Here is a 26,785-nt window from a genome sequence, read left to right on the forward strand (position 1 = left end):
ACAAAAACTTCACACCGTTATTATGAAGATAAAGAAACTACTTGAGGAGCGATGACTCTAACTAAAAAATGTTATGCATTCAAACTAAATTTAGACAGATAAACGCCCCAATTGTTGCATCTATTCCAGAAATTGGGGCTACATTTTTATTCTCAAATTCTTTCCACTACAAATAGAAATATTTATGAAACATTCATCACACTACACTCTCTATATTTTCGATCAGATAATCTCCTAATCACTTTAATCACCTTACATAAGTAAATTTTCTTTTCGTAGTTCAAATACTCTCCTATAAATTATTACTTTTTCATCATCAAAACTTACAATACACACTTTCTTTATGCCTTACGTTTCGATTTACCTTTTTTATTTTTCTTTTGATATCTCGGAGTCTCTCTTCTATGTTGCTCCCATGTTTTATTAAATGACGGAAATTTAAACCTGCAATATGTTAATAGCTGAAATTCAGCTGCTCCGATGGCTATCGTATACATTAAAAAGGTCCCTACTACATACATAAATAAATCATCAAACCCATAATCATTATGAAAATATATCAAAATAAGAATAATTACTGCGTATAGTGTAGCCCACTTCATCATCTTTCCTTTTGTTTCACTAAAGAAAGAGGCAGACCTTTCATCCATACTAAACGCACCTTCACTCGCTTGCTTAAACGTATCAAAGGTTGCCACAATATGAACAACAACTGCTCCCAAAAGCAATACACCTGCATACATTAGTGTAATCCAGTCAATTGAATTATTAGCCATTTTAGTAACAGTCAAAGCAGTAGGCGCTATTGTTGCCATTTGGAATGCATATAATACTACAACAATTGTTTGTAACTTTTGAAATTTAAATTGAGCTTTCGGGAATGAATAAATAATTAATAGAATTATTTGTAGGCTATATAATAACACTTCTAACTTAACAGTTCCTATATTAAAGAGAAGCATACAGTAATCCCACCCAGCTGATAAAACAATAGAAAAAATGATTATTGAACTAAATAGTATTCCCCCAAACATAAAACCCGTAGCACCTTCAGGACTTAAACGCCCTTTACATGTCATCCTAAACTTATCTAAATCTTCTTCTTTTATATCCCACATCCTGACTCTTCACCCTCTATACAGTTTAAATAATTTTCATTCACTTCAATTCTATTTCACTCTTATTTACTTTTCGATTGGGATTTTGTATTTCGCTTTCGAAATCTCCCACGCATTCTCTCATTCTCTTCCCACGTTATATTAAATGGCGGACATTTAAATTTATTCTGCCAATTCCCTTTACACCTTACGTTTTGATTTACCTTTTTTATTTTTCTTTTGATATCTCGGAGTCTCTCTTCTATGTTGCTCCCATGTTTTATTAAATGACGGAAATTTAAACCTGCAATATGTTAATAGCTGAAATTCAGCTGCTCCGATAGCTATCGTATACATTAAAAAGGTCCCTACTACATACATACCTAAAGTATCAAATCCATAATCGTTATGAAAATATAGAAAAATAAGAATAGTTACTGCGTATAATGTAGCCCACTTCATCATCTTTCCTTTTGCTTTACTAAAAAAGGAAGCGGATCTTTCATCCATACTAAATGCACCTTCACTTGCCTGTTTAAACGTATCAATTGTTGTCAAAATATGAAAAATTACTGCTCCTAAAAATAATAATCCTGCATACAGTAATGTAATCTGATCAATTGAATTATTAGCCATTTTAGTACCAATCAAAACTACGAGTAATATTGTTGCCATTTGAAATGCATTTAATAATACAACAATTGTTTGTAGCTTTTGAAATTTAAATTGAGCTTTTGGAAATAAATATAGAATGAAAAAAATTACTTGCAGAGCATATAACAACACTTCCAGCTTAACAATTCCTATATTAAGGAGAACCATACAGTAATCCCAATCACCTGATACAATAATAGAAAAAACGGCTATTGAACTATAAAGTATTCCTCCAAACATAAATCCTGTAGCACCCTCAGGACTTAAACGATCATTACATGTCATCCTAAACTTATCTAAATCTTCCTCTTCTATATTCCACATCTTGGCTCTTCACCTTCTATACGTTTCAATTATTTTTCGAACACTAAAATTCTATTAATATATTATTTATTTTTCGTTTTGAATTTCTTATTTTGTTTTCGAATTCTTCCACACTTTCTCTCATTCTCTTCCCACGTCATATTAAATGACTTGAATTTAAATCTACAGTACACCAATAGTTGAAATTCTGCCGCTCCTATTGCTACTGCATACATAACAACATTACACATAACATAACCAAACATTGTGTTTAATGAGTAATTATTATTTATATAAATCAAAACAAGAAGAATTAACACATAAATTACAGCACCTTGTATAACATGTCCCTTTGTTTTACTAAAAAACGAATCTGATTTGTCCCCACTACTAAATGCACCTTCGCTTACTTGTTTAAATGTATCAACTGTTGTCACAATATGAACAATAATTCCACCTAATACTAATAGACCTACATAAACACGTGTATTGAGATCAATTGAATGCTCAATCATCCCAGAAAGAACAAATAACGTGCATCCGATAGTTCCAAGTTGAAATGCATATAATAATATAACGAGCGTTTGTAATTTTTGAAATTTATAACGAGCTTTAGGGAATAAATATAGAATTAAAAACATTACTTGCAAACCATATAACACTAATTCAATCCTAACAATTACCTTATCAAACAAGGTAGTATAATAATCTATTCCTCCTATAAAAATAATAACCATAAATAATGAAGTATAAAATATCGTTCCGAGCATAAATCCCGTCGCACCTTCAGGACTTAAACGCCCTTGACATGTCATTCGAAACTTATCTAAATCTTCTTCTTTTATATTCCACACCTTGACATTTCACCTTCTATACAGTTTAAATAATTTCCATTCACTTCAATTCTATTTCACTCTTATTTACTTTTCGATTTGGATTTTGTATTTCGCTTTCGAATTCTCCCACGCATTCTCTCATTCTCTTCCCATGACATATTAAATGACTTGAATTTAAATCTACAGTACACCAATAGTTGAAATTCTGCCGCTCCAATGGCTACTGTATACAGTAAAACAATACCTACCGCATAGAGAACTAAAACATCAATTCCATAACCATTATGAAAATATATCAAAATAAACAGGATTAGCGCATATATTGTAGCCCACTTCATCACATCTCCTTTTCTTTTACTAAAAAATGAGATGGATCTTTCATCCTTACTAAACGCACCTTCACTCGCTTGTTTAAATGTATCAATTGTTGTCACAATATGAACGATAACTGCTCCTATAAATAATAACCCTACACAAATTAAAGTCATTCGATCAATTGAATAATCAGATATTCCAGGAAGAACTAACGCTGTAAATGTTATTGTACCTAATTGAAATGCATATAATAATACAACGAGCGTTTGTAACTTTTGAAATTTATAACGTGCTTTTGGAAATGAATATAGAATTAAAAAGATGAATTGTAAGCTATATAAAACAATTTCAGTTTTAACAATTGTTTTATCAAAATAAGTATGATAATAATCCAATCCCCCCATAAAAATAAAAAACATAAATACTGAAGTATAAACTATCCCTCCAATAAAGAAAACCATAGCACCCTCAGGACTTAAACGATCATTACATGTCATCCTAAACTTATATAAATCTTCTTCTTTTATATCCCACATCCTGACTCTTCACCTTCTATACAGTTTAAATAATTTTCATTCACTTCAATTCTATTTCCCTCTTATTTACTTTTCGATTTGGATTTTGTATTTCGCTTTCGAATTCTCCCACGCATTCTCTCATTCTCTTCCCATGACATATTAAATGACTTGAATTTAAATCTACAGTACGCCAATAATTGGAATTCTGCCGCTCCGATTGCAACCGCATACATTAAAACAGTTCCTACTCCATACATAACAAAAAAATCAATTGAATAATCATTTTGAAAATACATCAGAAGAAGTAGTATTAATATATATATTATAGCCCCCTTTATCACAGCTCCTTTTGTCTTACTAAAAAACGAGGTGGATCTTTCATCACTACTAAATGCACCTTCACTTGCTTGTTTAAATGTATCTAGCGTTGCTGCAATATGGATAATAACTGCTCCTACAACTAGTAGCCCGGTATACATCCTACCAATTGAATTATCAGCCATTTCAGAATCAATCGAAACTACAAATAATATCGTTCCAAGTTGAAACGCATATAGTAATACGATTAGCGTTTGTAACTTTTGAAATTTAAAACATGCTTTCGGAAATAGATATATAATTAAAAATATAATTTGAATACTAAATAACACAATTTCAGTTTTAACAATTGTTCTATCAAAAAAATTGTTGTAGTAATTCAAATCACCTACAAAAATAATAAACATAAATATTGAAATATAAAATATTGTTCCAAGCATAAAACCCGTCGCACCTTCAGGACTTAAACGTCCTTGACATGTTATTCGAAATTTATCTAAATCTTCTTCTTTTATATTCCACACCCTGACATTTCCCCTTCTATACAGTTTAAATAATTTTCGTGCACTAAAATTCTATTACATTCTTAATATTTTTAAGTACATAGATCTTTGTACAACTAAATTCAGATAATCTTTTAGGTATATCATTACCATATTAATTACCATAATCATCTAACCAGAATGCCTTTTGATGGTTCAAGTAGTATTCTTTTTCCTCAAAAGTTCCAAATATTCTTCTTTCAATTAAGTATAACCGTCTTCTTGTCACCTTCATCCAATGCCTTTATTAGACTCTCATACTCTATTTTGATTTACCAAAACTATACGCGCTCAGTAAAACATAACTGTTATCACAATAACTATTTTTTACTACCCCTTTACTCATATCTTCACAACATTTATCGTTCTCAAAATTCAATCAAAATATATTATTTTTAATTTATATACTCTTTTTCATAATTTACATATTCTTTTTGGCACTTTGATTATTATCTTCTCTGGTATGATAATATGTTGAAATTTCTTGATTGCGTTTTATAAGCTTATCTTCTTTTCTTTCTTCATAATTTACCGATATTGTTATTTGTATTATTCTCATTGGATTTTCTTTTGTATCATTAGGCGTATTAAATTCAATCATCAATATTGCAGAATCAAATTTATCATATTTTAAATTTAACTTGTCATTTATTATGCTTTTAAACTGTAATTCAGTTAAATCATAGCTTATTATGCTCGGTTCACTGAATCTTTTTTTATCTTCACTCGGTTTCAATTTACTAAGTTCATTTAATCCTCTAAACATTATTTTTACATATGAAACATCTATGCCTTGATTCTGGGCTATTGAACGAGATTTTTCATTTTTAAAATTTGTACTATAGACAGTTTCTTTTTTGTAATTTTGATTACTACCAACGTTTTTATCATTTTTTATATCAGTAGCAATCTTTTGAGTTGTTTCCCCATATAAGTCGTTTTCTTTCACATTATATATTCCATGGGTTGTTTGATATATTATCCTGCTATGTTCACCATCTTCTTTTTCTTCATAAGTACTTTCGCTAGTCTCTTCTTTCACATATGCATATCCATCATCACTCGCAGACATAACCGTTTTCATATCCCCTTCATCCAATGCCTTTACTAATCTCTCATACTCTATTTTTGTTTCCCCGAAACTGCACGCGCTTAGTAAAAACGTTACTATCATTACAATAACTATTTTTTTAACTAACCTTTTACTCATGCCATAACTACACCTTTCCCCTTATTTTATACATTACTTGTTATTCAAATATTGTTTTTGATACTTCTCATATCTGGTTTTAGAAGCTTTATCGTTATCTTCTTTAGTATTTAAATAGATTGCTATTTTTTGATCATGCCTTATTAATCGGCCTTCTTTATTCTTTTTTTCATATCCCATTGTGATGCTTATCGTAGTAAATTTCATCGGGTTTTCTTTTGAATCTTTCGCCGAACTAAATTCCATTAATAATATTGCTTCATCAAATTTATCGTAGTCCACCTTTAACTTATTATTAATTATTTTTTGAAATTCCGATTCAGTTAAGTAATATGTTACCTTAGATGACTCACTAAATCTTTTTTATCTTTTTTGGGTCTTAAACTATCTATTCCCTTTAATCTATTAAATATAAATTGAACATTTGAAACATCCAAATTTTGATCTGGACTTTTTGATTGATTATCTTCATATTTAATACTAGTTCTATATACAATCTCTTCTTTTTTTTGCTCACTATTTAATGAACTAGCAATTTCTTGCAAAGTTGTTCCATAGAACTTTTTTTCTTTAATATTGTATACTCCTCCTGTTGTTTGATATACAACGCTAATGCGATTATCATTTTCCGCCCAAAACATGCTATCCCTAACCTCTTCTTTCACATAAGCATACCCATCATCACTTGCAGACATAACCGTCTTCATATCCCCTTCATCCAACGCCTTTACTAATCTCTCATACTCTATCTTCGTCTCCCCAAAACCACATCCACTTAATAAACATGATACTATTGACAGAACTATCATCATCTTAGATTTCTTCTTTAACTTCATACTGACACCCCGTTGATTTCTCTAGGCATTTTTAAGTTCATTATGTTCCCTTTTGGAAAGTAATACACTTCACCTGTACTTATTGGTATTTATTTACTCATACAGATTATATTGAAGATACTTTAATTTTTATTAGCATCGATTTTTATACAATTCTTAATTGCTTATATAATCTGTTCGAATTTTCAGAAACCAAAACTTATTTTATTTCTTTCGCTTTCTTTTCCTCTCTCTCTTTATAACGCTTTAAGAATTCCTGGCGTTCTCTTTCATGTTCTTCCCATGAAATATAAAATGATGGAAATTTAAATCTACAATAGGCTAATAATTGGAACTCAGCTGCGCCTATGGCTACTGCGTACATGATTAGAGTTCCTCCCGCATACACTCCTAAAATATTTAGTGTATAATCATTATGCACATAAATTAAAATGAGAAGAGTTAACACATAAATTACAGCACACTTTATTGCAGTCCTCTTTGTTTTACTAAAAAATGAAGAGGATTCTTCTCCCTTATTAAATGCCCCTTTACTTGCCTGTCTAAAAGTATCAATAGTCGCTAAAATATGGAAAATGACTGCACCTAAAAATAATAACCCAACATACATTAATGTAATTTGATCAATTGAATAATTTGACATTCCTGGAATTATCAACATTGTAAATGTTATAGTGCCTAGCTGAAATGCATATAATAGTACCACAAGTGTTTGTAGTTTCTGTAATTTAAATGGCATCTTAGGAAACAGATAAATAATTAAAAAAATTACTTGAAGACTATAAAACACTAACTCAAGGCTAACAATTATTTTATCAAAGAGAGTCGGGTAATAACTCCAACCAAACCTTATTAACCCTCCAATAAGAAAAAACATTATTAAAGAAATAAAAAACATCGTTCCAAACATAAATCCTGTAGCCCAATCGGGACTTAAGCGATTCTTGCAAGTACTTTTAAATTCATCTAAATCTTTTTCTTTTATATTCCACATATAATTACACCATCTTTTCTAACATCATGTAATAACTCTATTTTTGTAGACAAACTGAAAGTAAATAAATATTTTGATATTAAACTAACCTTTTTTACTTTTTTTAACAAACACAAAATACATCGATAGCATTATAATTAAGCCTATCCCACCAACCAATACACCTCCATATTCTTTCTGGTATATAAAAATAAACATAGTAACAATAAAGCTCGGTATTGACAAGATAATGAGCCATTTCCCCAGAAACTCTGCTACTTTATATAGAATTAAAAAGATAAATATAATCCCAACGATAATAGGTGCTATTACACTTTCAAATAAACCTTTTACTTTTTTTACAGCTTTAGAATCTTTATTCAAGATATTACATTCCTCCCTTTACTAGTTAATTTATGAATAATGTATTCATTCTATCTTCAATATAAGTTTACGAGTATCATTTACAACTTTCATTTCAGTTTTTGTTTCGCTTTTGTTCTTTTTCTATTATTCTTTTTCTATTTGCTATGAATTCTTGGCGTTTCTTTTCATGTTGTTCCCACGTAATATTAAATGATGGGAATTTGAAGCGACAATACACTAATAGGACGAATTCTGCTGATACTACAGCGAATATATATAATATTATTGTTTGTACAACATAAATTGCCATTTGGCTAAATGTATAATTAAGATTTAGAAAAATTAATATAAGTAGAACCATTACACCAATTGTCATTCCAATCGATAAATATAATTTTGCGTTAGTAAAAAATGAGACAGTTGGTCCTTCCGATTTATATCCTCCATGCTTTGCCTTTTTAAAAACATCAATTGTAGTTACAATGTGAGTACAAAGCGCCCCTAACATTATTAAACCAATATAAACTAACGTTTTATTATTACTAGGAAAATCAAACATTCCTTCAACCATCATAACGATAAATGGTAATGTTGCTAACTGAAAAGAATAAAATAAAGTCACGATGGCTTGGAGTTTCTGTAATTTAAAAGCAACCTTTGAAGACATGTAAATTATTAAAAAAATCAACTCCAAAATGTATAACTTTACCTCAGATCGTACCAAAAATGTTTCAAATGGTGTTAAAGAAATCTTATCACCGTTCAGCAAAATACCTAAAAACATGATGAGCATTGGTATAGAAGTATATGCAAAAACTCCCCCATAAAAGATTCTTATATAATCCGGACTTAATCGATTTCTATTTTCAATTTCAAAAAGACCCATATCTTCTTCTCTTATATTCCACATTCAGCTTTTTCACCTTCTATATAGTTTAAATAATTCTCATACACTTAAATTCTATTTCACCATTATTTACTTTTCGTTTTGAATTTTTCATTTTGTTTTCGAGTTCTCCCACGCATTCTCTCATTTTCTTCCCAAGTCATATTAAATGATTTAAATTTGAATCTACAGTACACCAATAGCTGGAATTCTGCTGCACCAACGGCTACAGTGTACAGTAAAACAGTACCTATTACATATCCAATCAAAGTATCAATCGCATAATCATTATGAAAATAAATCAAAATAAGTAGGATTAATGCGTATATTGAAGCCACTTTCATCATAGTTTCTTTTGTTTTACTAAAAAAGGAAGCAGATCTTTCATTCATACTAAATGCACCTTCACTTGCCTGTTTAAACGTATCAATCGTTGTCACAATATGAACAATCACTGCTCCTATAAATAAGAAACCTACATATACCAATGTAATTCCGTCGATTGTATAATCAGACATTCCAGGAAGAATTAAAGCCGTGAATAATATCGTACCTAATTGAAATGCATATAATAACACACCAATCGTTTGAAACTTTTGAAATTTAAATCGAGCTTTTGGAAATGAATATAGAATTAAAAAAATTATTTGCAAGCTATATAGCACAAGTTCAATTTTAACAATTGTTTTCTCAAATAAACTAGTATAGTAGTCCCAACCAAAGGTTACTAAAGTACCAATAAGAAAAAACATCATAACTGAAACGTACACTATTGTTCCTATCATAAAACCTAAAGCACCTTCTGGACTTAAACGCCTTCTACATATCATCCTAAACTTTTCTAAATTTTCTTCTTTTACATCCCACATCTAGTTACACACCTCTAGCTAATTTTTGGGTATATATCACTATGAATTACTTAATTTCTAAGTGCGATAGCTGACAACAGCCAATCATCCTTTTTTACAATTTGAGTGATGCTTATTAAATTTAAAAGCGATAATGCTTATAGTGAACTTTCATAATCACTAACCCTTATACAATGTTTTAATTCTTCACAAATAGATTCTTCCACCATGAAAAAACAATCTATTACTATTATTTACAATTATCATTTCAGTTTTTATTTCGCTTTTGCTCTTTCTCTCTTATTCTTTTTCTATTTGCTATAAATTCTTGGCGATCCTTTTCATGTTGTTCCCACGTAATATTAAATGATGGGAATTCGAAACGACAATACACCAATAGGACAAATTCTGCTGATGCAACGGCAAATACATATAATATAATTGTTTGTAAAAAATAAAACACCATCGGCTTTAGCGCAAAACGAATACTTGCAAAGATTAATATCAATAGGACAACTATATAAATTACCATTCCAATTAACATCCAGAGTTTTGTATTAGTAAAAAATGGGACTGATTCCCCTTCCAACTTATAGCCTCCATATTTTGCTTTTTTAAAAGCATGGATTGTAATTACAATATGAGTAGTAATCGCTCCTAATAATAATAGACCTATATAACATACGGTTAAATTTTCACAAGTATATCCAAATATCGCTTCAATTAATACATAAGCATACCCTACCGTTGCAACCTGAAACGAGTTAAACACAATTACAATGGCTTGTAACTTTTGTAATTTAAATCTTAATTTCGGAAATGAATAGATAATCAAAAAAAGGATTTGCAGAATATATAATACTAACTCTACAGAAACAAATATTCGTTCAAAAGATTTTGGATAACCCTCCCAACCAAGTTGTAAAAACCCCAAAATAATAAAAAACATCGGTAATGAAGCGTATACAAAGACTCCAACTAAAAATGCCATTACACCATCAGGACTTAATCGATTTTTATTTGCAATTTCGAAAAAACCTAAATCTTCTTCTTTTATTTTAAGCATTCATCTTTCCTCATTTCGACACAAAACTTATTTTATTTCTTTAGTTTTCTTTTTTCCTTCTCTTCATAAAGCTTTAGTCTTTTCTGACGTTCCCTTTCATGTTCCTCCCACGAAATATAAAATGATGGAAATTTAAATCTACAATAGGCTAATAATTGGAACTCTGCTGCACCTATGGCTACCGCGTACATTACAAGAGTTCCTGCTATATACCCTACTAATATCTCTGTTTCATAATCATTATGAAAATAAATTAAAATAAGAAGGATTAGTGCATATACCGTAACACCAATCATTACGTTGTTTTTTGTTTTACTAAAAAATGAAGCTGCCCTTTCATCCATACTAAATGCTCCACTCTCTGCTTGTTTAAAGGTATCAATTGTGGTCACCAGATGAACAAAAACTGCTCCTAGAAACAATAAACCCACATACAATAATGTAATTTGATCAATCGAATAATTTGAAATTGCTGGAAGTATAAACAATGTGAATCCTATAGTTCCCAGCTGAAATGTACATAATAATATCACAAGCGCTTGCAACTTTTGACATTTAAAACGAACTTTTGGAAATAGATATAGAATTAAAAAGATTACTTGCAAGGTATATAAAACTAATTCAATACAAACAATTATTTTGTCAAAGAGATTTGGATAATAACCCCAGCCAAATTTAACTAATGCTCCAAAAATAAAAAGCATGAATAATGAACTATAAACAGTTGCGCCAAGTATAAACACCATGGAGCGTTCTGGACTTAAACGATTTCTACATGTTATTTTAAATTCATCTAAATCTTTTTCTTTTATATTCCACATCCAATTGTCCCACCTTTAACTACCTTTACTTAAATCATGTAGATTAAAAATAAAAACCTTCTCATTTTAACGAAAAGAGAAGGTTTTCTTGCTGTTATACATTCATGCCATATACAAAACTTTCCCTCTTCAAATAACATATTATAGTTGTTAATCTTTGGATTTTTATTTTCGCTATTAATTTAGGCATTTTTACTTTTCTTAAAAAATACCAAATATGCAAATAATGACGAGATTAAGAGGAATACCCCCGCCCCTATACCCTCATATATTTTAAAATAAACAGCAGCAATTATCACAAATATTGACATTATTATTATAAGAATCATTGTATATTTCACTATAAGTTCTAACGCTTTATAGATAGATACTATTGTCCTTTGAAAAAAACTTTTCTCTGTTTCCGAAACATTCCGATCTTTATCCAAAATAACACCTTTCCCTCTTTCCAAATTGACTTTCGAATAAATTTCACCTTTCAAAATAAGAACAAAGCGAACTGCAGAACGTAACTACTCCCCATACAGATTGGCCCAACTGAAAAATCTCATGTCGAACTATTCAATCAATTGCATATAGATTTTAGAATAAAAAAACCTCCTCATTCTAACAAGAAGAGAAGGTTTTATTTATGTCATTTCCCCAAACCCTATTCAAAACTATCTCTTTTATGATATTTCATGATGTTTCCATATTTTAAAAGTCACAAGCTTAAAATATTATTCTTCATTAAATACAGCAATCTTCACTTCAACATACTGTAAAGACTCATCACCGCTAAACACATGATAAATTGGCGAGGCTAAATTCAGGTTATTATCCTCCATATACTGAAGCATTTCACCATACACCTGCTCTGTTAATTTTTCATAATCTCCCGTATATCGTTTCATGAGCATCTCATCAACATAGTAATAACTTCTAAATTGAAGTGTTTCTGATGTTGGAATTTTATCTTCATTTACCGGCATAAATAATTCAATATACATATTTCCATCAGATGGTATATTTTTCAAAGAATAAAACATAGGACCTTTTATCGTTAAATTTACTTTTGAAATTTCTGACGTAAAATCTTCAATTGCTTCTTTCATATCTGGGTAATGAAAAATGTATTCTCTTGAAACAACATTTGTATATGCAATACTTTGTTTTTCAATTAGCATTTCACTGTTTCACCTACTTCTATAATAGGAGCATAAATATCTAACCATGTATCACCATATACATCTAAACATACGTGATAAAAACTACTATCTAATTTCATATGATGCTGCTCTGCAACCTCACGTATTAGGTTATAAGCCTCCTCAATATCACCATCTTCATCTGTAAATCGCACACATAGAGCACTCTTAATAATTAAAGCATCATAATACTCATATGCAGAGCTCTCACCTAAATCAACTCTTCCATTGACAGGAATACAATACGTATATTCCCCATATTCTGGTTCATTTTCTAACTGTGAATATTTATATAGAACAGGTCCTACTGCATATATCCCATTACGAACTACTTGATTTCTAAGTGCTCTTGCGGGTAACAACCAATCTTCTTTTTTTACAATTTGAGTAATGCTTATTAAATTTAAAAGTGACAATGCTTTATGCTGAACTTTCACAAAATCTCCCCCTTTTCAACTTGTGGATTCATAAATAGTCATCAAGTTTATAACATATATCCTATTAAGATTTGAGCAATTTTCAACTCATTTTATTTCTTTTTCTTTCTTTTCTTCTCTCTCTCTATAACGCTTTAAGAATTCCTGGCGTTCTCTTTCATGTTCTTCCCATGAAATATAAAATGATGGAAATTTAAATCTACAATAGGCTAATAATTGGAACTCAGCTGCGCCTATGGCTATCGCGTACATGATGAACGTAAATATAAAGTAACCAAACATTATGCTCAATGAGTAATTATTTTGTATATAAATTAAAACAAGAAGAATTAGTACATAAATTGCCACACCAAACATTACATTTTTCTTTGCCTTATTAAAAAATGAAGTAGATCTTTCTCCCATACTAAATGCACCTTTACTTGCTTGTTTAAAAGTATCAACTGTTGTTACACCATGAACAAGTATTGCTCCTAATACTAGTAAACCTACATAAATAAGCGTAATAAAATTAATAGAATAATTACTCATCCCTGGAAGAACAAATGCCGTAAGACCTATAGTACCTAACTGAAACGCATATAATAATATCACCAATGTCTGGAGCTTTTGAAATTTAAAACGTACCTTAGGGATCAGATATATAATAAAAAAGATTACTTGTAGGCTATATAACAACAATTCCATTCTAACTATTACTGTGTCAAAAAGAGTCGGATAGTAATCCCAGCCAAATCTAATTAATGCTACAAAAATAAAAAGCATCAATAACGAACTATAAAGCATTCCACCAAACATAAACAACATAGCTCCTTCAGGGCTTAAACGATGTCTACATGTTATTTTAAATTCATCTAAATCTTCTTCTTTTATGTTCCACATTTGTTAACTCCACCTTTCCCCGAACTATATTATATTACCAAAATAAAGATGTAATCTTCTTAGTCACTGATTTTATACCTTTTTTTGTACCACTTACCAAACTTTCTCCTCCAAAAGTTTCAAATTTTTCATTCATTAAAAATGTAGCTCCTATCCCAACCGCTGCTCCAACTGCTGTCCCAATAGGCGGCAGAAAAAATGAACCTACTACAGCACCAGTTGCAGCTGCTCCAGCAGTTGTTCCAACATCTACCGCTGAATCCGTTGCTATATCCACTACGTCATGTAATTGCCAACCACCATTCTTTTTAGCATTATCGCTAGCCTCTACAACATTGTTTGCAACGGAAAGAACAGATCCAGCTATCCCAAAACTTTTCATTGTTTTCCCTACTCCACCTAATTCTTTGAGTGTATCCTTCCATTTCCAAGGCTTCAAATCAGTAATACCTTTTACGAGTTCTGTTTTGAGTGAACTCCAAGATTTGTTTCCAACAGCTTTTACGAACCCATTACTCTTCCAGTCTAGTTTGAAATCTTTATACGCTGTGAATTCCGGTAATTCCACAATCTCTCTTTTCGCTATTCTTACTTCTCTATCTGTTACTTTTGGATCAGTTGGCCTCATCCAACCAGTTAAATACTCTTCTACTCTACCTTTAAGAAATTTAAAAATATGATCCTCGTTCTTATCAGCCTTTACAAATTCAAGAGCTTCTACCATTTGTTTCGGTTTGGTTGTTTTTAATAAAAATTGTCCCTCACCATCTATAATGTCAAACTGCGTACCAAACCCTAAAACTTTTTTCATATAATGGTAGCGCAAAAATGAAGATATCACTCCTTTTCCCCATTTATTTCCTTTATTAAAACCGCCTATCCAAGCTTTCGAAGTCACAACTGTTGCTGCTACCCATTCTTCGGGCATTATTTTTTCTATTGAATCACTAGAAAAATCCCCGCCATAAGCTTGTACTCGATTCATTCCATCATCTAACTCACGTATCATTTCTTTAAACGTTTGTAGGTCACTTTGGTTACTATTATAAGCTTCTAATTTTTCTAAAGTGTCACTAATTTCCTTTTGGCTTTTTATAGACCCTTCCATGATCCCTGCTGATGATGGATATTGAATTGCGATGATGTCGCTAACAGACCCTACAGTTTGTCTTGCTTGGTCATTAGATAGATTAAATCCTTCACTATACCCATTAATTTTTTCTTTACATCATCCAAGTAAATTCCATAAATTTTCGTATCAACATCACTGTCAACAGTACTATTGAAATCATTAATACTTTTTTGAAATTGTTCTTTTAATAATTCCACTGCTTCCATATACTTAAAAATAACACTTCCATGAACTGTAGATAAATAATTTTTAATATCAGAAGCAGCTTTCCCTTGAAAAGAGTTAATCTCTGTAAAATCAAGTATTTTTTGCATCAAACATTCAAATTGTAGATTCAACTCAGTGGCACTTGCTTGAAATCTATTTTGAAGTTCTTTTACTTCTTGTAACTCTATATTTTTATCCACGCTTCTCCCACCCTATTTTAATTTTTCATAGCATGATGAATTGAACCGATCCTTAATTGCTTCTCAAGTTGTTCGTCTTTTTCGACTATTTTCTCCCCAGTTTGTTGTATTTTATTTAAGTCATTTTCTAATATCTGTTCGTATTGCTGCACCTTTTGAGATAACTGTTCAATTGCTTCACAATATTGAATCAGCCTAGTCAAGTTCGTACGATGTAACTGCATACCATTAAATTTAGTCTTACCTAAATCACTAGCGCCACTTTTCAATTCACTTACTTTCGCATCAAATACCCCTTTATTTAATTTAATTTCCCCCATTTATCATTTCCCCGCCTTCTGTACTTCTACTTGAATACTAGCGTCAACCATTGAAACACTTCTACTTAAAGAAAGAATACTAGACTCACATGTAGCGATTTCTCTTTCAAGCCGCCGTATAGCTTGATCGATGTCTTCTTGAACTCCCCCTAGTTCTCCGATAAACTTCCCTAAATTTGAAATAACTTGTTGTTCATAAGTTTCTTTAAAAGTAGTTGCTCTTTGCCCTTTCCAACTACTCTCGTTTATTTCTAAAGACTTAAACTGCTCTTGATTTTGTTTAATTGCTTCAAGATTATTTACAAATTTCCCCTTAGCAGTTATTAGCCTTCTTAGTTTCATTTGTAATTCAGCCAATTGCCCTTGTTGATGACTTATACTACTTAATAAACCAGATTTTTGACTATTTAATTCCTCTACCCCCATGCAAATTCCCCCTTAAATAGTTGGCACTTTAATTCTAGTAGCAAAACGATTTTCAACAAAATACCCTTCAAATGGATTTAATTTTGTACTACTTAAATCTTTATTAGATACATCGAAGACCATTTGGCCTGATGATTTTCTAAGTAAAATAACATGAGATTGCGTTTTTATTGTTTTTGAAACTAAGTCGTATCGACTGTCAATTGAATCAACATCACAGCCAATTACGAAGTGGATGCCCATAAATGCACCATTTGTTATTAATTCCGCCAAACTATATATATCGCTATCTTCTAAATTACTTAAAATATCATTTACATCTGCAATTACGATTACAATCGGCTTAAATTTCTTAATAAATTCAGCTGGGTTCACTGTTTCACTTGATGCTTCCTGCTCCTCTTTAAACGCCGCTTCTCTCGACTTATAAGCATTTGTAACTTGTTTAATTGTTTTCTCAATTCCTGTTTTTTCAGCTACATATAAAGCAGCACTCTCTCTGTAGTTTGAGAAATTACGTGTTCTTGTATCAATTAAACCTAGGTCAAAGTGTCCACTTTCAGCCAATTGTTTAAGGAATTGATGAACTACATTTTCAACTTCATCTTTCTTAATACCACCTATAACAATATTAGCTGCTTCAGTTAAATCTATTTCGAGAGGCGTAACGCTTTCTGTTTCTACACCAAATGTTAGTTTGCCTGCTTCAATAATTTTTCTTGTTTCTGGCCATGCAATGAATTCTTTGTATTCCAGAACTTCAGGAACCATAGGAATTGCTTTCGGTCTTTCTCCATCCCAGAAGGAATCCATCTCTTTTCCTTCAGCTTGTATATTTTCAATTCGAGTAAGGACATCTTCTCCATCTGTGGGTAAAGCTGTTTGGAAGATTGTTGGTTCGTCAATTTTAACTAAACCACGGCCTGCTAATTCTTCAATTTTTAAATCCGTTCTTCCTACAATAGCCCTAGATTCTGCCTCATCTATCATATATAGAGCAATTTGTAGTTTAATATTTGTATTTACTTGTACTCTCAATGCATTTTGACGCGTAGCCGTAAGCATTAAATGAATTCCTACCGCTGCCCCTTCACGTACAATTTGTGCAACAATGCGTTCAAAGTCTTCGACAAATCCAGCTTCTCTAACAGAATCATAGTTATCTAACGTAATTAATATTGTTGGTAATACTTCTTTACTAGCTCTCTCATACATTTCAAGACTCGCAACGCCATATTTACTTAGCAATTGCTTTCTATCTTTTAATAGGTCTTCTATGCGGCGAAGAAATTTCTCGCATTTTTCAACTTGGTCTAATGTAATGATGTCTGCCACATGTGGTAAAGATTTTAATGGCATTAAACCGTTTGTTCCGAAGTCTAATAAATACACATGCAAATGCTCCGGACTATGCTGACGAGCTACATCCATAATGACTGATTGTAAGAATGTTGATTTTCCGTAACCTGGACTTGAGAAGACTGCTACGTGTCCGTCTTTACTAATATCTAGTGTTAATGGTGTTTGTGATTGTAATTCAGGCTGATCTAGTAGACCAACTGTTGCTTTTAATGGTTTCTTTTCTTTCGTCCATGCTTCTTTGAACTGAATAGCGTGTAAGTCTTGTAAATATACGCTTTCTGGAAGTGGTGGTAACCACGGTCTAGCTAACGCTTCAATTTCATTTATTTCTGCGTAATCGTGAATATAGTCAATAACAGCATCCAGTTCAGATGGTACGCTTATTACTTCTTTACTGCTACCAAGTCCACTTAAGTCTTCACTTAATATTTCATATTGTCCTAGATCATTTATTGCATAGATTGTTGCGTCTAAATGTTCTTTATCCTCTTTGTTTTCTACATAGTCTGCTCCGCTCCAAGCTGATTGGAATAGTTCATAAATTTCATTATTCCCAACTTGTAAGTACGCACGTCCTGGTAATGTAATTTCAGCAGCATCTGGTGTTTTTAAAATTTCATTACTATCTGACGTATTTTGAACTTTTAATGCTAGTTTGAATTTCGAGTTACTCCAAATTTGATCATCTACAACACCACTCGGTTTTTGCGTAGCTAATATTAAATGGATTCCGAGTGAACGACCGATACGCGCTGTTGAAACTAACTCTTTCATAAATTCTGGTTGTTCTGACTTCAGTTCCGCGAATTCATCACTAATTAAAAATAGATGTGGCATCGGTTCACTTACTAAGCCTTCTTTATACAATTTTTGATACTGATTAATATGGTTTACATCATTTTCCCCAAATAATCGTTGTCTTTTTTGTAATTCAGCTTTAATTGATGCGAGCGCTCTCATACTTTGTGCTCCATCTAAGTTCGTAATTGTTCCTAATAAATGCGGTAAGTTTTTGAATAAATTCGCCATACCGCCGCCTTTATAGTCAATTAGTAGAAAGGCTACTTCGTAAGGATGGAAATTGACTGCTAGAGATAAAATATACGATTGTATAATTTCCGACTTACCTGAACCTGTTGTACCTGCTATTAACCCGTGTGGTCCGTGTGCTTTTTCGTGTAAGTTTAAGTTTACGATATCTTCTTTACCACGTAATCCAAGTGGTACAGCTAAAGATTTATGCGCTGCATTTTTCTCCCAGCGACTTGTGATATTCAGTTCTTTTACTTTCTCAACACCGTACATTTCTAAAAATGTTACACTTTCTGGGATACTATTTTTTAAGTTTTGCAAATGATTTAACGGTGCTAATGCTCGTGAAACATCTTCTAAATTGAACCCTTTCGGTACGTGATTTAGTTTAAATTGACGGTTAACAAGCTCTCCTTGTTCTAAGATGATGTTCCCTTGTTTTGCATCTCTTATATCAATTACCGTTTTCACGTGCTCCGGTAAACTTTGCATAACATCTTGTACAAATACAAGTGATACACCTAATTGACTCGGATCATCATTAAAGAATTCCATAACAACATGGTCTAGTATTAGTTTTTCATCTGTAATGAGAACGACATAGTGCGGTGCAAAGTACATTTTTTCATTAGTTGAACTTTTTTCATCTAGTTTTAATTTTCGTTCTTTCAATATTTGATACAAACTATTTAACACTTGATCACGACTACGATCATGGTATACAAATCCACGTACATTTATATCTCGAACACTTCCATGAGGTAGCCAGCGCATCCAATCCCATTTTTCTTTTTCTTCTTCAGGAAAAATAGTAATAAACTGCAAGTCATAATAACTATGGAATAACGCGGTTTGCACAACTAATAATTGTAATTGTTCTAACACTAAAGAGCGTTGTCCAATATAGCCAACCGGTCCATTTATCAAGTCTGTTACAACAGGTACATCTTCCAAAGAAAGATAACGCTGTCTTAGTTCACGTGCTATATCAATTAATTCATCTTTCGTTTGACTAAATTCTTCTTCATTAAATTGGATTTCAAAACTCGTATTAGCTTGTCCTGTCCCAACGCTAAATGTTAAGAAATCATGATGTAGCATTGTTTTTTCATATATACGTGGATTTACTTGCACAGCCATATTACGTATTACTTCAACATTTGGATTATGAAATTGTAATGCATGACGCTGCTTTTCACTTTCTGCATGTAAATCTTTCGTTTTTTGTTTTATATACTCTCTATAACTTTTATCACGTTCAACAATGTCAATTTTATATTGCTTTAAATTTTTTATATAAGATGTGACAGAAACAATAATTGTTACTAATGTCATCGCAATCGATGCGATAATAAACATTCCATATTTCATAAAGATAGCAAGTAATACTGTTACGACAATCATGACAAGAGATGGTGCAATGATTCTCGCCAAATGCTCAGCCGGTTTTGACGGCATACTTGAAGGTTTCGCAACTGTCATTTTCTCTTCTGGTTCACGATAAATAATACGTGGTGAACGATGATAGTCTGGATAACCACTTTGATAATTCGTTTCTGATTCTACTAAAATAGGTAATGTAGATTTCACGTTGTCTTCTGAGGACAATACTTGAATATCTTCACTGCCAATCTCCATCAAAACACCATCAAAATATAATTGGTCTCCTGCTTCTAACATAACGCTATCATTTAGCTTCGTATAATTATGAAATACAGCCCCGTCATATACGTTCACTTTAAAAGAATCATACAACGTTTCACGAGACAGTATTAAATCTACGCTACTCCCTGTAATAGCGATATCATCATAACTATTTTGACTGATTGTAAGAGAATGTTTCGTTCCTATATCAAACACTTTAGTTGTGCCAATAATAGATATAAAGACTTTTAAGCTCACGCCTTGATTTTTTCCAATTTCAAATTCTTTGTTGAATTCTATTAATTGACTTTCTACCATCCAAGCGTTTACTTCATTATTCCAGTTTAACTCTATTTCTTTCTCTAAACTTGGATTCGTAATATCATTTGTCCACTCTTTTCCAATCGACACTATTGATTGCTCTTTTGGATGTAATGTGCTCTTATATATTCTGTCTCCATAAGTCAATACTAATAGTTGCTCCATGCGCGTTCACTGCTCCTTTTCAACTGTCTCATCAAGTGCTTTCTTATTCTTTTTTCTCTGTGTTCGACAAATCTTTATCGCTTGATGACTTACCATATTTCTTTTTATATTCATCTAATTGTTGCTCATATGTTTTTAACTTTTGATCACGCTCTTCTCCTGACAAATCCGGATTATTTTTCAGCGATTCAATTTGTTTAACAAGGCCGTATATAATAAGCTCCGGATCATCAAGAGTCTTAGCTAAATCCAATGATTTATCAAAATTACCATTTCCGTTATACATCCAATACAGCAAATACTTTTCATCACTTTTCAAACTAATATTTTTCATAATTGATTTCTTTTGATCTTCACCTAGTTTTTCAGCTGTAATGTATGCAAATGCTAACTCATATTTAGATGCAATCGGTAATGATTCAAATTCCTCTTCATTTAATTGAGTAATTACTTTGTCATAATCAGTTGCTATGAAATTCGCATTTGCTTCTAATAATTTATTTTGATAAGGAAATTTTATAAAAGTGAAATATATTAAAGGAGCAGCTAAAATCACAGTCGCCGCTATGAAGGAAAAAGCTAAGTATTTAAACGATTTATAGCTTTTTTTAGGTACTAACTGCATATTTTTTTCTGTTTTTGTTTGTTCCTTCTCAAAGCTGTCATCAAGAAATTGCAGTAATGCATCTAAGCTTTCCATTTGAGCAACCGTCTGTTCAAATGTTGTTTCTTTTGCATCTTTTAGTAACCCAGCATACAAATCATCAAAATTGTGCTTTTGGGAGAATAAAGCGATAATTAGACACTTATATTGTGTTAAAAATTGCTCTTCTAACAACGGGGTTGGTGGAACAATATCTCGAATTCCTCTATGTATAATACTTGGCATTAAATTAGCATTAAAAACTATATTGTCCGGATGTAAAAAGAACGTGATTCGTTTATTTAAATATTTACGAAACTGCGCAACATTTCGAAGCAGTCTTAATTTCTCATTTCTTCCAAAACGGCTAAGATCATCCCACTTATATAATTTTTTATCCACTTGAAATATAAAGGTAAACATATCATCCGTTTCCTCTATCGTTAATGGTACAAATTCAGATGATGCGCCCGTAATTACATCAAATTGACGGAAGTCTTTTATACGTGTTTGAGATTTTGTCATCTCCAATTTCCAATTTTCCTTTTCTATTTGAAATTGATAGTTCATTGCATCAATTTGAATTGTTTTTTCCGTCATTTTTATCCTCTTCTCCTTTTCTTTATAACCCGTAATAACTTATTTTCAAATAACTAAAAGTAAAAATATTCTTTATAAAACTTGTAAAATATCTCCATCTGTTATTTGGTGATCGATTAAACGATCATTATCTGTTAAAACAATTGACTTATTCTTTACTTTAATTACAAAATGTGAACCTTCATGATTATCAATCTTTAGCGTATCTAATAAATTTTTCAACAAATATTTAATAGATTGATGATTCGGAATACGTAAATCGTATGTATTTCCATTCCATTTACTAAAATCTACCGTTACATTAATATGTGTTTGTATTGCCATTACTTTACCTCCAACTTTTGCGAAGAACTGTATAAATACCGATGCAAATAAGTACAATGCCACCACCAAATAATATTATTATTGTTGTACTAATTGGCTTTTCATTCATTGTTTCATTACTCGCTACTTCGTTTGCACTTTTTCTGACAACGTATTCACTACTAAACAAACTATTTTTCGTATCTTTAACACTATTTATTTCTTTTTGTTTTATAAAAAGAGAATCTCGTAAAGCTTCCATATCTTTTTGTTCTTTCTTTTTCTTTTTCTGAATTTCTTCTTCTATTTCTTTATTAAATAACTCAATCGATGCTTTATCTAATTCCGTTTCCTTATGCTCCTTTTTATTTTTTTCTTGGTCGCTTTCTTCAAGTCGATCCACTTTAAACTTAATCTTCCCATCATCACCAAGATAACTGTCAGCCGCGCTCCTTATCGGTAGCGCGACAAACAGTAAAAGGATAGAGAGAAATGATAACTTAGCCACTATGCTCCATTGTTTGATCATTTACTTCTTTTTCCTCCCATTTCTTATGCCATACAAATAGATTACTAACTAATCCGATAATGGCAATTACAAACAACACGATGAAAATAACTTTTCCAGTATCTTTACCGCTAATAAAATCATTTAGAAAACTTTCTATATACTGAAGTGGTGAGAACTGACGTACCTTTCCAACAGACGACATTTGATCTACTTTACTTCCAACTGCTTCAGTTAAAAATAGGTACATACTTAAAAATACTAATAGAATAAACATCCCTACCATTTTTATTTGTCGTAATAAGTATGTTGAGACCAATACAAACGCCATCATAATGATTGTGATAAACGCAATCCATAATAAACTTTGATCTTGACCGAACTGTAAAAGACGTCCAGAAATGATACCTATACTAATTCCTTCCACAATTGATATACCGAATGCCACTACTGTAGTTGGTACATTCATATCAATTAATGAGAATTTCTCTTCAAAATGATCTGATTGCGTTCGTTTCTTTTCTTGATTCGCAATTGCGTATGCTGTAAATAACGCAACAATAAAACAAGTTAATACAATTAAATATGGTGTAAAAGCATTACCAGCTACAATGACTCCATCATTTTGTTTCTGAACTGGACTAGATAAAAATTGATATAACATTTCATTTTGGCGATCACCAATTCGGCTATTAGCCAAAATTTTAGTAAAGTTTTTGGAGAATGATTTATCATCGTCCATTTTCTTTGTAAAGTCATTTAATAATGAATCAGCCTTTGAAACAATTGTCGTTCCACTGTCTTGAATTTCTTTTGCTTGTCCATTAATTTGATCAAATGTTTTATATACATCGTCTGATGTTGTTAAACTATGCTTCGAACTCTCGACCAATGACTGACTTTGCATCATTAATGATTTAATACCAGAATCTAACGATAAAACAGCTGTTTGCTCACCAGTATTATTTGTTGTTAGCACTTGCTGTTCTTCAACTAGCTTTAAGCTACTCTCACGCCATTTCGCTAAACCTTTTAAATACTCTCCTAAATTTTCATTCATACTAGTTGCTTGCTGCGTCGTTACATTTAATTTCTCCGCTAGTAGCATTGAATTTTGATCCGCACTAGTAATCACTTGTTGATAAGCGTCTATTTTTTGTTTTAAACCTGCCATATCTTGCTTTACTTCTGTCGTAATACTAGATGAAACAAGGTTTGAAATTAAATCAATTAAGCTTTGTTTATTTAATACATAGTACAAAGATTGATCAGTCGCAATTGCATCTAAACTTCCCTCTTCTAGCTTAGGACCTACATCTTTCGTTCTTAAGTCGATCCCATAATACATTTGGTACAGACTAAGTAAACCTTGGTAACTTTGAACAGTATCTACTGCTTCTTTAATTAGTACATTAGATGTATTAGTTGTTAATTTTTCTGTTTTTTGATGTACAACTTGATTAGTCGTTCGTTCAATAACTTTTGAGTTATCACCTTGGTTTTGGTTTCCTCCTGGATCTGTTCCCGTTCCGCCTCCTGGGTTTCCTCCTGGATCTGTTCCCGTTCCGCCTCCTGGGTTTCCTCCTGGATCCGTTCCCGTTCCGCCTCCTGGGTTTCCTCCCGGATCTGTTCCCGTTCCGCCTCCTGGGTTTCCTCCTGGATCCGTTCCCGTTCCGCCTCCTGGGTTTCCTCCTGGATCTGTTCCCGTTCCGCCTCCTGGGTTTCCTCCTGGATCTGTTCCCGTTCCGCCTCCTGGGTTTCCTCCTGGATCTGTTCCCGTTCCGCCTCCTGGGTTTCCTCCTGGATCTGTTCCCGTTCCGCCTCCTGGGTTTCCTCCTGGATCTGTTCCCGTTCCGCCTCCTGGGTTTCCTCCTGGATCTGTTCCCGTTCCGCCTCCTGGGTTTCCTCCTGGATCTGTTCCCGTTCCGCCTTCAGGGGTCCCTCCGTTACCATTGTTATCCTGTTCCGTTTTTTGAATGATAGGTTTTTTAGCAGTGTGTACTAGCGGCATTATTCCATACTGCGTTTTATTAACTACATTTTCCACCTTGCTATTTTGGGATTGTGTTCCTTCATCCTCTTTTTTAGGTTCTTCTTTTTTAGGCTCTTCTTTTTTAGGCTCTTCTTTTTTAGGCTCTTCTTTTCCAGAACTAGTTTCTTTTTCGTAATTTCCATTTAATCTCCATTCCCATGTTACTGGAGAGAAAACATCTATATTGATGCTTGGATCTATTAACTTCACATGAAGGTTAATTTTTAAATCCCCTTCATTACGGGCAGGTATTGTAACTGCTCCGTTTTGAAGAAATTCACTTGTATGATCCACATCATCAATATACAAAGATCCTGTACTTCCGTATAGTTCAAAGCCACTTGGAATACTTATGTTCATAGTTTGAGGTGATTCCATCTTGATTACTTTCGCTGTATCACTAAATGTAATTCCATCCTTAGAAAGACTATTCTTTACTTCTTTAATTGAATTTCCTAAAGAGATTTTATTTACAGGATCATAATTAAAGTTATTTTCTTTATTATATTTATTTGTAAATTGAATTACATTTTTCAGTTGTAATTTCGTTTCATCTGGCAAATCACTTTGAACTATTTCTTCCATATTTAAACTAGGTAATTTTGTAATTAAATTCTCGATTTGTTGCTTTATTCGAACATCTGGTTGTTTCATTAACGTATTTATAAATACTTCTTGCTTTCCATCGTTCGACATAGATTGCTTTAACTTTTTAATTATCGTCTCTTGAATATCACTTTCTAACTTTCCTGCAAGTTCTGTATCATATTCTGACACTTGTTTTTTTACATCTGTTAAATATTTTTGAATTGCTGAAGCATCAGCTAAAATATTTGGTTCTTTCTCTGAAAGCGTAAATTGATTTGTAATAACTTTATTAGCGGATTCCAATGCACTTAACTGCTTTAAAACATCGCCTGTATTCATATCACTCATGTATTGATTAAATTGATTCGTAAAATTATTCGCTAACAGATTATTATCAGATTGCATTTTTTGGAAGTTATTAAAACCATCTAAATACGTATTGTTAGATTTATTCCCTTCATCTAACGCTAAACCGAAACCTTTTAAAACATCCTGAAATCCTTTGAAACTAGTAACAGAAACCCCAGTATAATCTTGCACTGTTTTAAATTGATTTGTATAATTTGCCAAAGGACTATGTACATCTTTTTTGTACATAGTTGTTTGAACGTTTCCTTTTTCAATTATTTTGCCTATATTATCTTGTGCACCTTGCAACTTACCGATAATACTTGCAAAATAAACGTCGATGATTTGCTTATTGAAATCCTCTAAAATTGTAGACGCCGTATTTTCAGCTTCAGCTTTCAAATCTTTATTCCCAGTCGCGTTTACTTTGTAGTTTAACGTTAATTTCTCCGGCAGTTCTGAATCAATCGCAACGGCCTTCCTAGAAAAATCATTAGGTATTACAATCATCATATTGTAATTATTATTTTTCAAACCATTTTCTGCTACTCCGCGACTAACTACGTACCATTCTTGTTTCGTATTTTTATTTACATTTTTAACAAATTGATCTCCAAACGCTATTTTATTCCCTTCAAATACAGTTCCTTGATCTTCATTTACTAATGCAACTGTCATTTTTAGCGTGCTATTCTCATTAGCTTTCTTAACATTTTGATTTAATGCTAAATAGGAGACTCCTGTTGATAGCACAAGAGCTAAAATAATAAACAACAAGATGCTCCACTTAAACTTTTTCACTACTTATCACTCCTGCGGCTGCGAGTCTATTAAGTTAAGGACTCCTTATCTTACTCTA

At 32.0% G+C, this 26,785-nt stretch carries 23 protein-coding genes and 3 pseudogenes; all 26 read right to left on the reverse strand.

The genetic code is table 11. From position 1 onward, the window contains the following. Window positions 1–341 precede the first annotated feature (341 nt). The 26 genes and pseudogenes from JFT89_RS00900 to esaA all read right to left on the reverse strand — a co-directional run bounded on the left by JFT89_RS00900 (window position 342) and on the right by esaA (window position 26,727). Window positions 342–1,118 (reverse strand): hypothetical protein, encoded by a 777-nt coding sequence (locus JFT89_RS00900; RefSeq protein WP_201039361.1) that lies wholly within the window; start codon window positions 1,116–1,118, stop codon window positions 342–344. A 180-nt stretch (window positions 1,119–1,298) separates the two neighbouring features. Beyond that, on the reverse strand, window positions 1,299–2,075 hold the full coding sequence (locus JFT89_RS00905; protein ID WP_002202226.1) for a hypothetical protein: 777 nt from the start codon (window positions 2,073–2,075) through the stop codon (window positions 1,299–1,301). Window positions 2,076–2,137: 62 nt separating this feature from the next. After that, window positions 2,138–2,908, reverse strand: a complete 771-nt coding sequence (locus tag JFT89_RS00910; RefSeq protein ID WP_016104661.1) for a hypothetical protein — start codon at window positions 2,906–2,908, stop codon at window positions 2,138–2,140. Window positions 2,909–2,970: 62 nt separating this feature from the next. Then, complete coding sequence (locus tag JFT89_RS00915; RefSeq protein WP_000263485.1) at window positions 2,971–3,741, reverse strand: hypothetical protein; 771 nt, start codon at window positions 3,739–3,741, stop codon at window positions 2,971–2,973. Between the two features lie 62 nt (window positions 3,742–3,803). Beyond that, entirely contained in the window at window positions 3,804–4,565 is a 762-nt protein-coding gene (locus JFT89_RS00920; protein ID WP_016104660.1) for a hypothetical protein, read from the reverse strand. Between the two features lie 218 nt (window positions 4,566–4,783). Further along, entirely contained in the window at window positions 4,784–4,855 is a 72-nt protein-coding gene (locus JFT89_RS30560; RefSeq protein ID WP_117616460.1) for a DUF3952 domain-containing protein, read from the reverse strand. A gap of 123 nt (window positions 4,856–4,978) precedes the next feature. Then, a pseudogene (locus tag JFT89_RS00930) lies at window positions 4,979–5,793 on the reverse strand (DUF3952 domain-containing protein). A gap of 33 nt (window positions 5,794–5,826) precedes the next feature. Further along, a pseudogene (locus tag JFT89_RS00935) lies at window positions 5,827–6,629 on the reverse strand (DUF3952 domain-containing protein). 199 nt (window positions 6,630–6,828) lie between these two features. Continuing rightward, complete coding sequence (locus JFT89_RS00940; protein ID WP_201039362.1) at window positions 6,829–7,623, reverse strand: hypothetical protein; 795 nt, start codon at window positions 7,621–7,623, stop codon at window positions 6,829–6,831. 84 nt (window positions 7,624–7,707) lie between these two features. Continuing rightward, window positions 7,708–7,986 (reverse strand): hypothetical protein, encoded by a 279-nt coding sequence (locus tag JFT89_RS00945; protein ID WP_201039363.1) that lies wholly within the window; start codon window positions 7,984–7,986, stop codon window positions 7,708–7,710. A gap of 94 nt (window positions 7,987–8,080) precedes the next feature. Beyond that, window positions 8,081–8,878, reverse strand: a complete 798-nt coding sequence (locus tag JFT89_RS00950; RefSeq protein WP_070128269.1) for a hypothetical protein — start codon at window positions 8,876–8,878, stop codon at window positions 8,081–8,083. A gap of 62 nt (window positions 8,879–8,940) precedes the next feature. Beyond that, window positions 8,941–9,723, reverse strand: coding sequence for a polysaccharide biosynthesis protein (locus JFT89_RS00955; protein ID WP_059037776.1), 783 nt, complete (start codon window positions 9,721–9,723; stop codon window positions 8,941–8,943). Between the two features lie 247 nt (window positions 9,724–9,970). Beyond that, the gene (locus JFT89_RS00960) at window positions 9,971–10,768 is read right to left on the reverse strand and encodes a hypothetical protein (RefSeq protein WP_201039364.1); all 798 of its coding nucleotides are present in this window, start codon (window positions 10,766–10,768) and stop codon (window positions 9,971–9,973) included. Between the two features lie 32 nt (window positions 10,769–10,800). Further along, window positions 10,801–11,589 carry a hypothetical protein gene (locus tag JFT89_RS00965; RefSeq protein WP_201039365.1) on the reverse strand — a complete coding sequence of 263 codons (789 nt, stop codon included), beginning with the start codon at window positions 11,587–11,589 and terminating at the stop codon, window positions 10,801–10,803. Window positions 11,590–11,771: 182 nt separating this feature from the next. Continuing rightward, the gene (locus JFT89_RS30065) at window positions 11,772–12,017 is read right to left on the reverse strand and encodes a hypothetical protein (protein WP_078173794.1); all 246 of its coding nucleotides are present in this window, start codon (window positions 12,015–12,017) and stop codon (window positions 11,772–11,774) included. Between the two features lie 291 nt (window positions 12,018–12,308). Beyond that, on the reverse strand, window positions 12,309–12,755 hold the full coding sequence (locus JFT89_RS00970; RefSeq protein WP_201039366.1) for a DUF5085 family protein: 447 nt from the start codon (window positions 12,753–12,755) through the stop codon (window positions 12,309–12,311). Beyond that, window positions 12,749–13,213, reverse strand: a complete 465-nt coding sequence (locus tag JFT89_RS00975) for a DUF5085 family protein (RefSeq protein ID WP_046959244.1) — start codon at window positions 13,211–13,213, stop codon at window positions 12,749–12,751. The genes JFT89_RS00970 and JFT89_RS00975 overlap by 7 nt, the downstream gene beginning before the upstream one ends. 87 nt (window positions 13,214–13,300) lie before the next feature. Beyond that, complete coding sequence (locus tag JFT89_RS00980; protein ID WP_078173765.1) at window positions 13,301–14,095, reverse strand: hypothetical protein; 795 nt, start codon at window positions 14,093–14,095, stop codon at window positions 13,301–13,303. A gap of 34 nt (window positions 14,096–14,129) precedes the next feature. Then, a pseudogene (locus tag JFT89_RS00985) lies at window positions 14,130–15,634 on the reverse strand (T7SS effector LXG polymorphic toxin). A gap of 17 nt (window positions 15,635–15,651) precedes the next feature. Continuing rightward, on the reverse strand, window positions 15,652–15,954 hold the full coding sequence (locus JFT89_RS00990) for a TIGR04197 family type VII secretion effector (protein WP_000503893.1): 303 nt from the start codon (window positions 15,952–15,954) through the stop codon (window positions 15,652–15,654). A gap of 3 nt (window positions 15,955–15,957) precedes the next feature. Further along, the gene (locus JFT89_RS00995; RefSeq protein WP_002065054.1) at window positions 15,958–16,380 is read right to left on the reverse strand and encodes a YwqH-like family protein; all 423 of its coding nucleotides are present in this window, start codon (window positions 16,378–16,380) and stop codon (window positions 15,958–15,960) included. A gap of 12 nt (window positions 16,381–16,392) precedes the next feature. Next, window positions 16,393–20,904, reverse strand: coding sequence for a type VII secretion protein EssC (gene essC / locus JFT89_RS01000; RefSeq protein WP_201039367.1), 4,512 nt, complete (start codon window positions 20,902–20,904; stop codon window positions 16,393–16,395). 43 nt (window positions 20,905–20,947) lie between these two features. Continuing rightward, on the reverse strand, window positions 20,948–22,147 hold the full coding sequence (gene essB / locus JFT89_RS01005; RefSeq protein WP_002065052.1) for a type VII secretion protein EssB: 1,200 nt from the start codon (window positions 22,145–22,147) through the stop codon (window positions 20,948–20,950). A gap of 72 nt (window positions 22,148–22,219) precedes the next feature. Continuing rightward, complete coding sequence (locus JFT89_RS01010) at window positions 22,220–22,471, reverse strand: EsaB/YukD family protein (RefSeq protein ID WP_001007571.1); 252 nt, start codon at window positions 22,469–22,471, stop codon at window positions 22,220–22,222. A 4-nt stretch (window positions 22,472–22,475) separates the two neighbouring features. Beyond that, entirely contained in the window at window positions 22,476–22,979 is a 504-nt protein-coding gene (essA, locus tag JFT89_RS01015) for a type VII secretion protein EssA (protein WP_002165921.1), read from the reverse strand. After that, on the reverse strand, window positions 22,951–26,727 hold the full coding sequence (esaA, locus tag JFT89_RS01020; protein ID WP_201039368.1) for a type VII secretion protein EsaA: 3,777 nt from the start codon (window positions 26,725–26,727) through the stop codon (window positions 22,951–22,953). The genes essA and esaA overlap by 29 nt, the downstream gene beginning before the upstream one ends. Between the last annotated feature and the right edge of the window lie 58 nt (window positions 26,728–26,785).

This window comes from Bacillus sp. TH25 (assembly GCF_016650935.1).
Taxonomy (GTDB): domain Bacteria; phylum Bacillota; class Bacilli; order Bacillales; family Bacillaceae_G; genus Bacillus_A; species Bacillus_A mycoides.

What these genes read in the sequence shown, in the direction of transcription:
- JFT89_RS00900 (WP_201039361.1), bottom strand. Translation starts at nt 1,118, where the DNA reads ATGTGGGATATAAAAGAAGAAGATTTAGATAAGTTTAGGATGACATGT.
- JFT89_RS00905 (WP_002202226.1), bottom strand. Translation starts at nt 2,075, where the DNA reads ATGTGGAATATAGAAGAGGAAGATTTAGATAAGTTTAGGATGACATGT.
- JFT89_RS00915 (WP_000263485.1), bottom strand. Translation starts at nt 3,741, where the DNA reads ATGTGGGATATAAAAGAAGAAGATTTATATAAGTTTAGGATGACATGT.
- JFT89_RS00940 (WP_201039362.1), bottom strand. Translation starts at nt 7,623, where the DNA reads ATGTGGAATATAAAAGAAAAAGATTTAGATGAATTTAAAAGTACTTGC.
- JFT89_RS00950 (WP_070128269.1), bottom strand. Translation starts at nt 8,878, where the DNA reads ATGTGGAATATAAGAGAAGAAGATATGGGTCTTTTTGAAATTGAAAAT.
- JFT89_RS00955 (WP_059037776.1), bottom strand. Translation starts at nt 9,723, where the DNA reads ATGTGGGATGTAAAAGAAGAAAATTTAGAAAAGTTTAGGATGATATGT.
- JFT89_RS00960 (WP_201039364.1), bottom strand. Translation starts at nt 10,768, where the DNA reads ATGCTTAAAATAAAAGAAGAAGATTTAGGTTTTTTCGAAATTGCAAAT.
- JFT89_RS00965 (WP_201039365.1), bottom strand. Translation starts at nt 11,589, where the DNA reads ATGTGGAATATAAAAGAAAAAGATTTAGATGAATTTAAAATAACATGT.
- JFT89_RS00970 (WP_201039366.1), bottom strand. Translation starts at nt 12,755, where the DNA reads ATGCTAATTGAAAAACAAAGTATTGCATATACAAATGTTGTTTCAAGA.
- JFT89_RS00980 (WP_078173765.1), bottom strand. Translation starts at nt 14,095, where the DNA reads ATGTGGAACATAAAAGAAGAAGATTTAGATGAATTTAAAATAACATGT.
- JFT89_RS00990 (WP_000503893.1), bottom strand. Translation starts at nt 15,954, where the DNA reads ATGGGGGAAATTAAATTAAATAAAGGGGTATTTGATGCGAAAGTAAGT.
- JFT89_RS00995 (WP_002065054.1), bottom strand. Translation starts at nt 16,380, where the DNA reads ATGGGGGTAGAGGAATTAAATAGTCAAAAATCTGGTTTATTAAGTAGT.
- essC (WP_201039367.1), bottom strand. Translation starts at nt 20,904, where the DNA reads ATGGAGCAACTATTAGTATTGACTTATGGAGACAGAATATATAAGAGC.
- essB (WP_002065052.1), bottom strand. Translation starts at nt 22,147, where the DNA reads ATGACGGAAAAAACAATTCAAATTGATGCAATGAACTATCAATTTCAA.
- JFT89_RS01010 (WP_001007571.1), bottom strand. Translation starts at nt 22,471, where the DNA reads ATGGCAATACAAACACATATTAATGTAACGGTAGATTTTAGTAAATGG.
- essA (WP_002165921.1), bottom strand. Translation starts at nt 22,979, where the DNA reads ATGATCAAACAATGGAGCATAGTGGCTAAGTTATCATTTCTCTCTATC.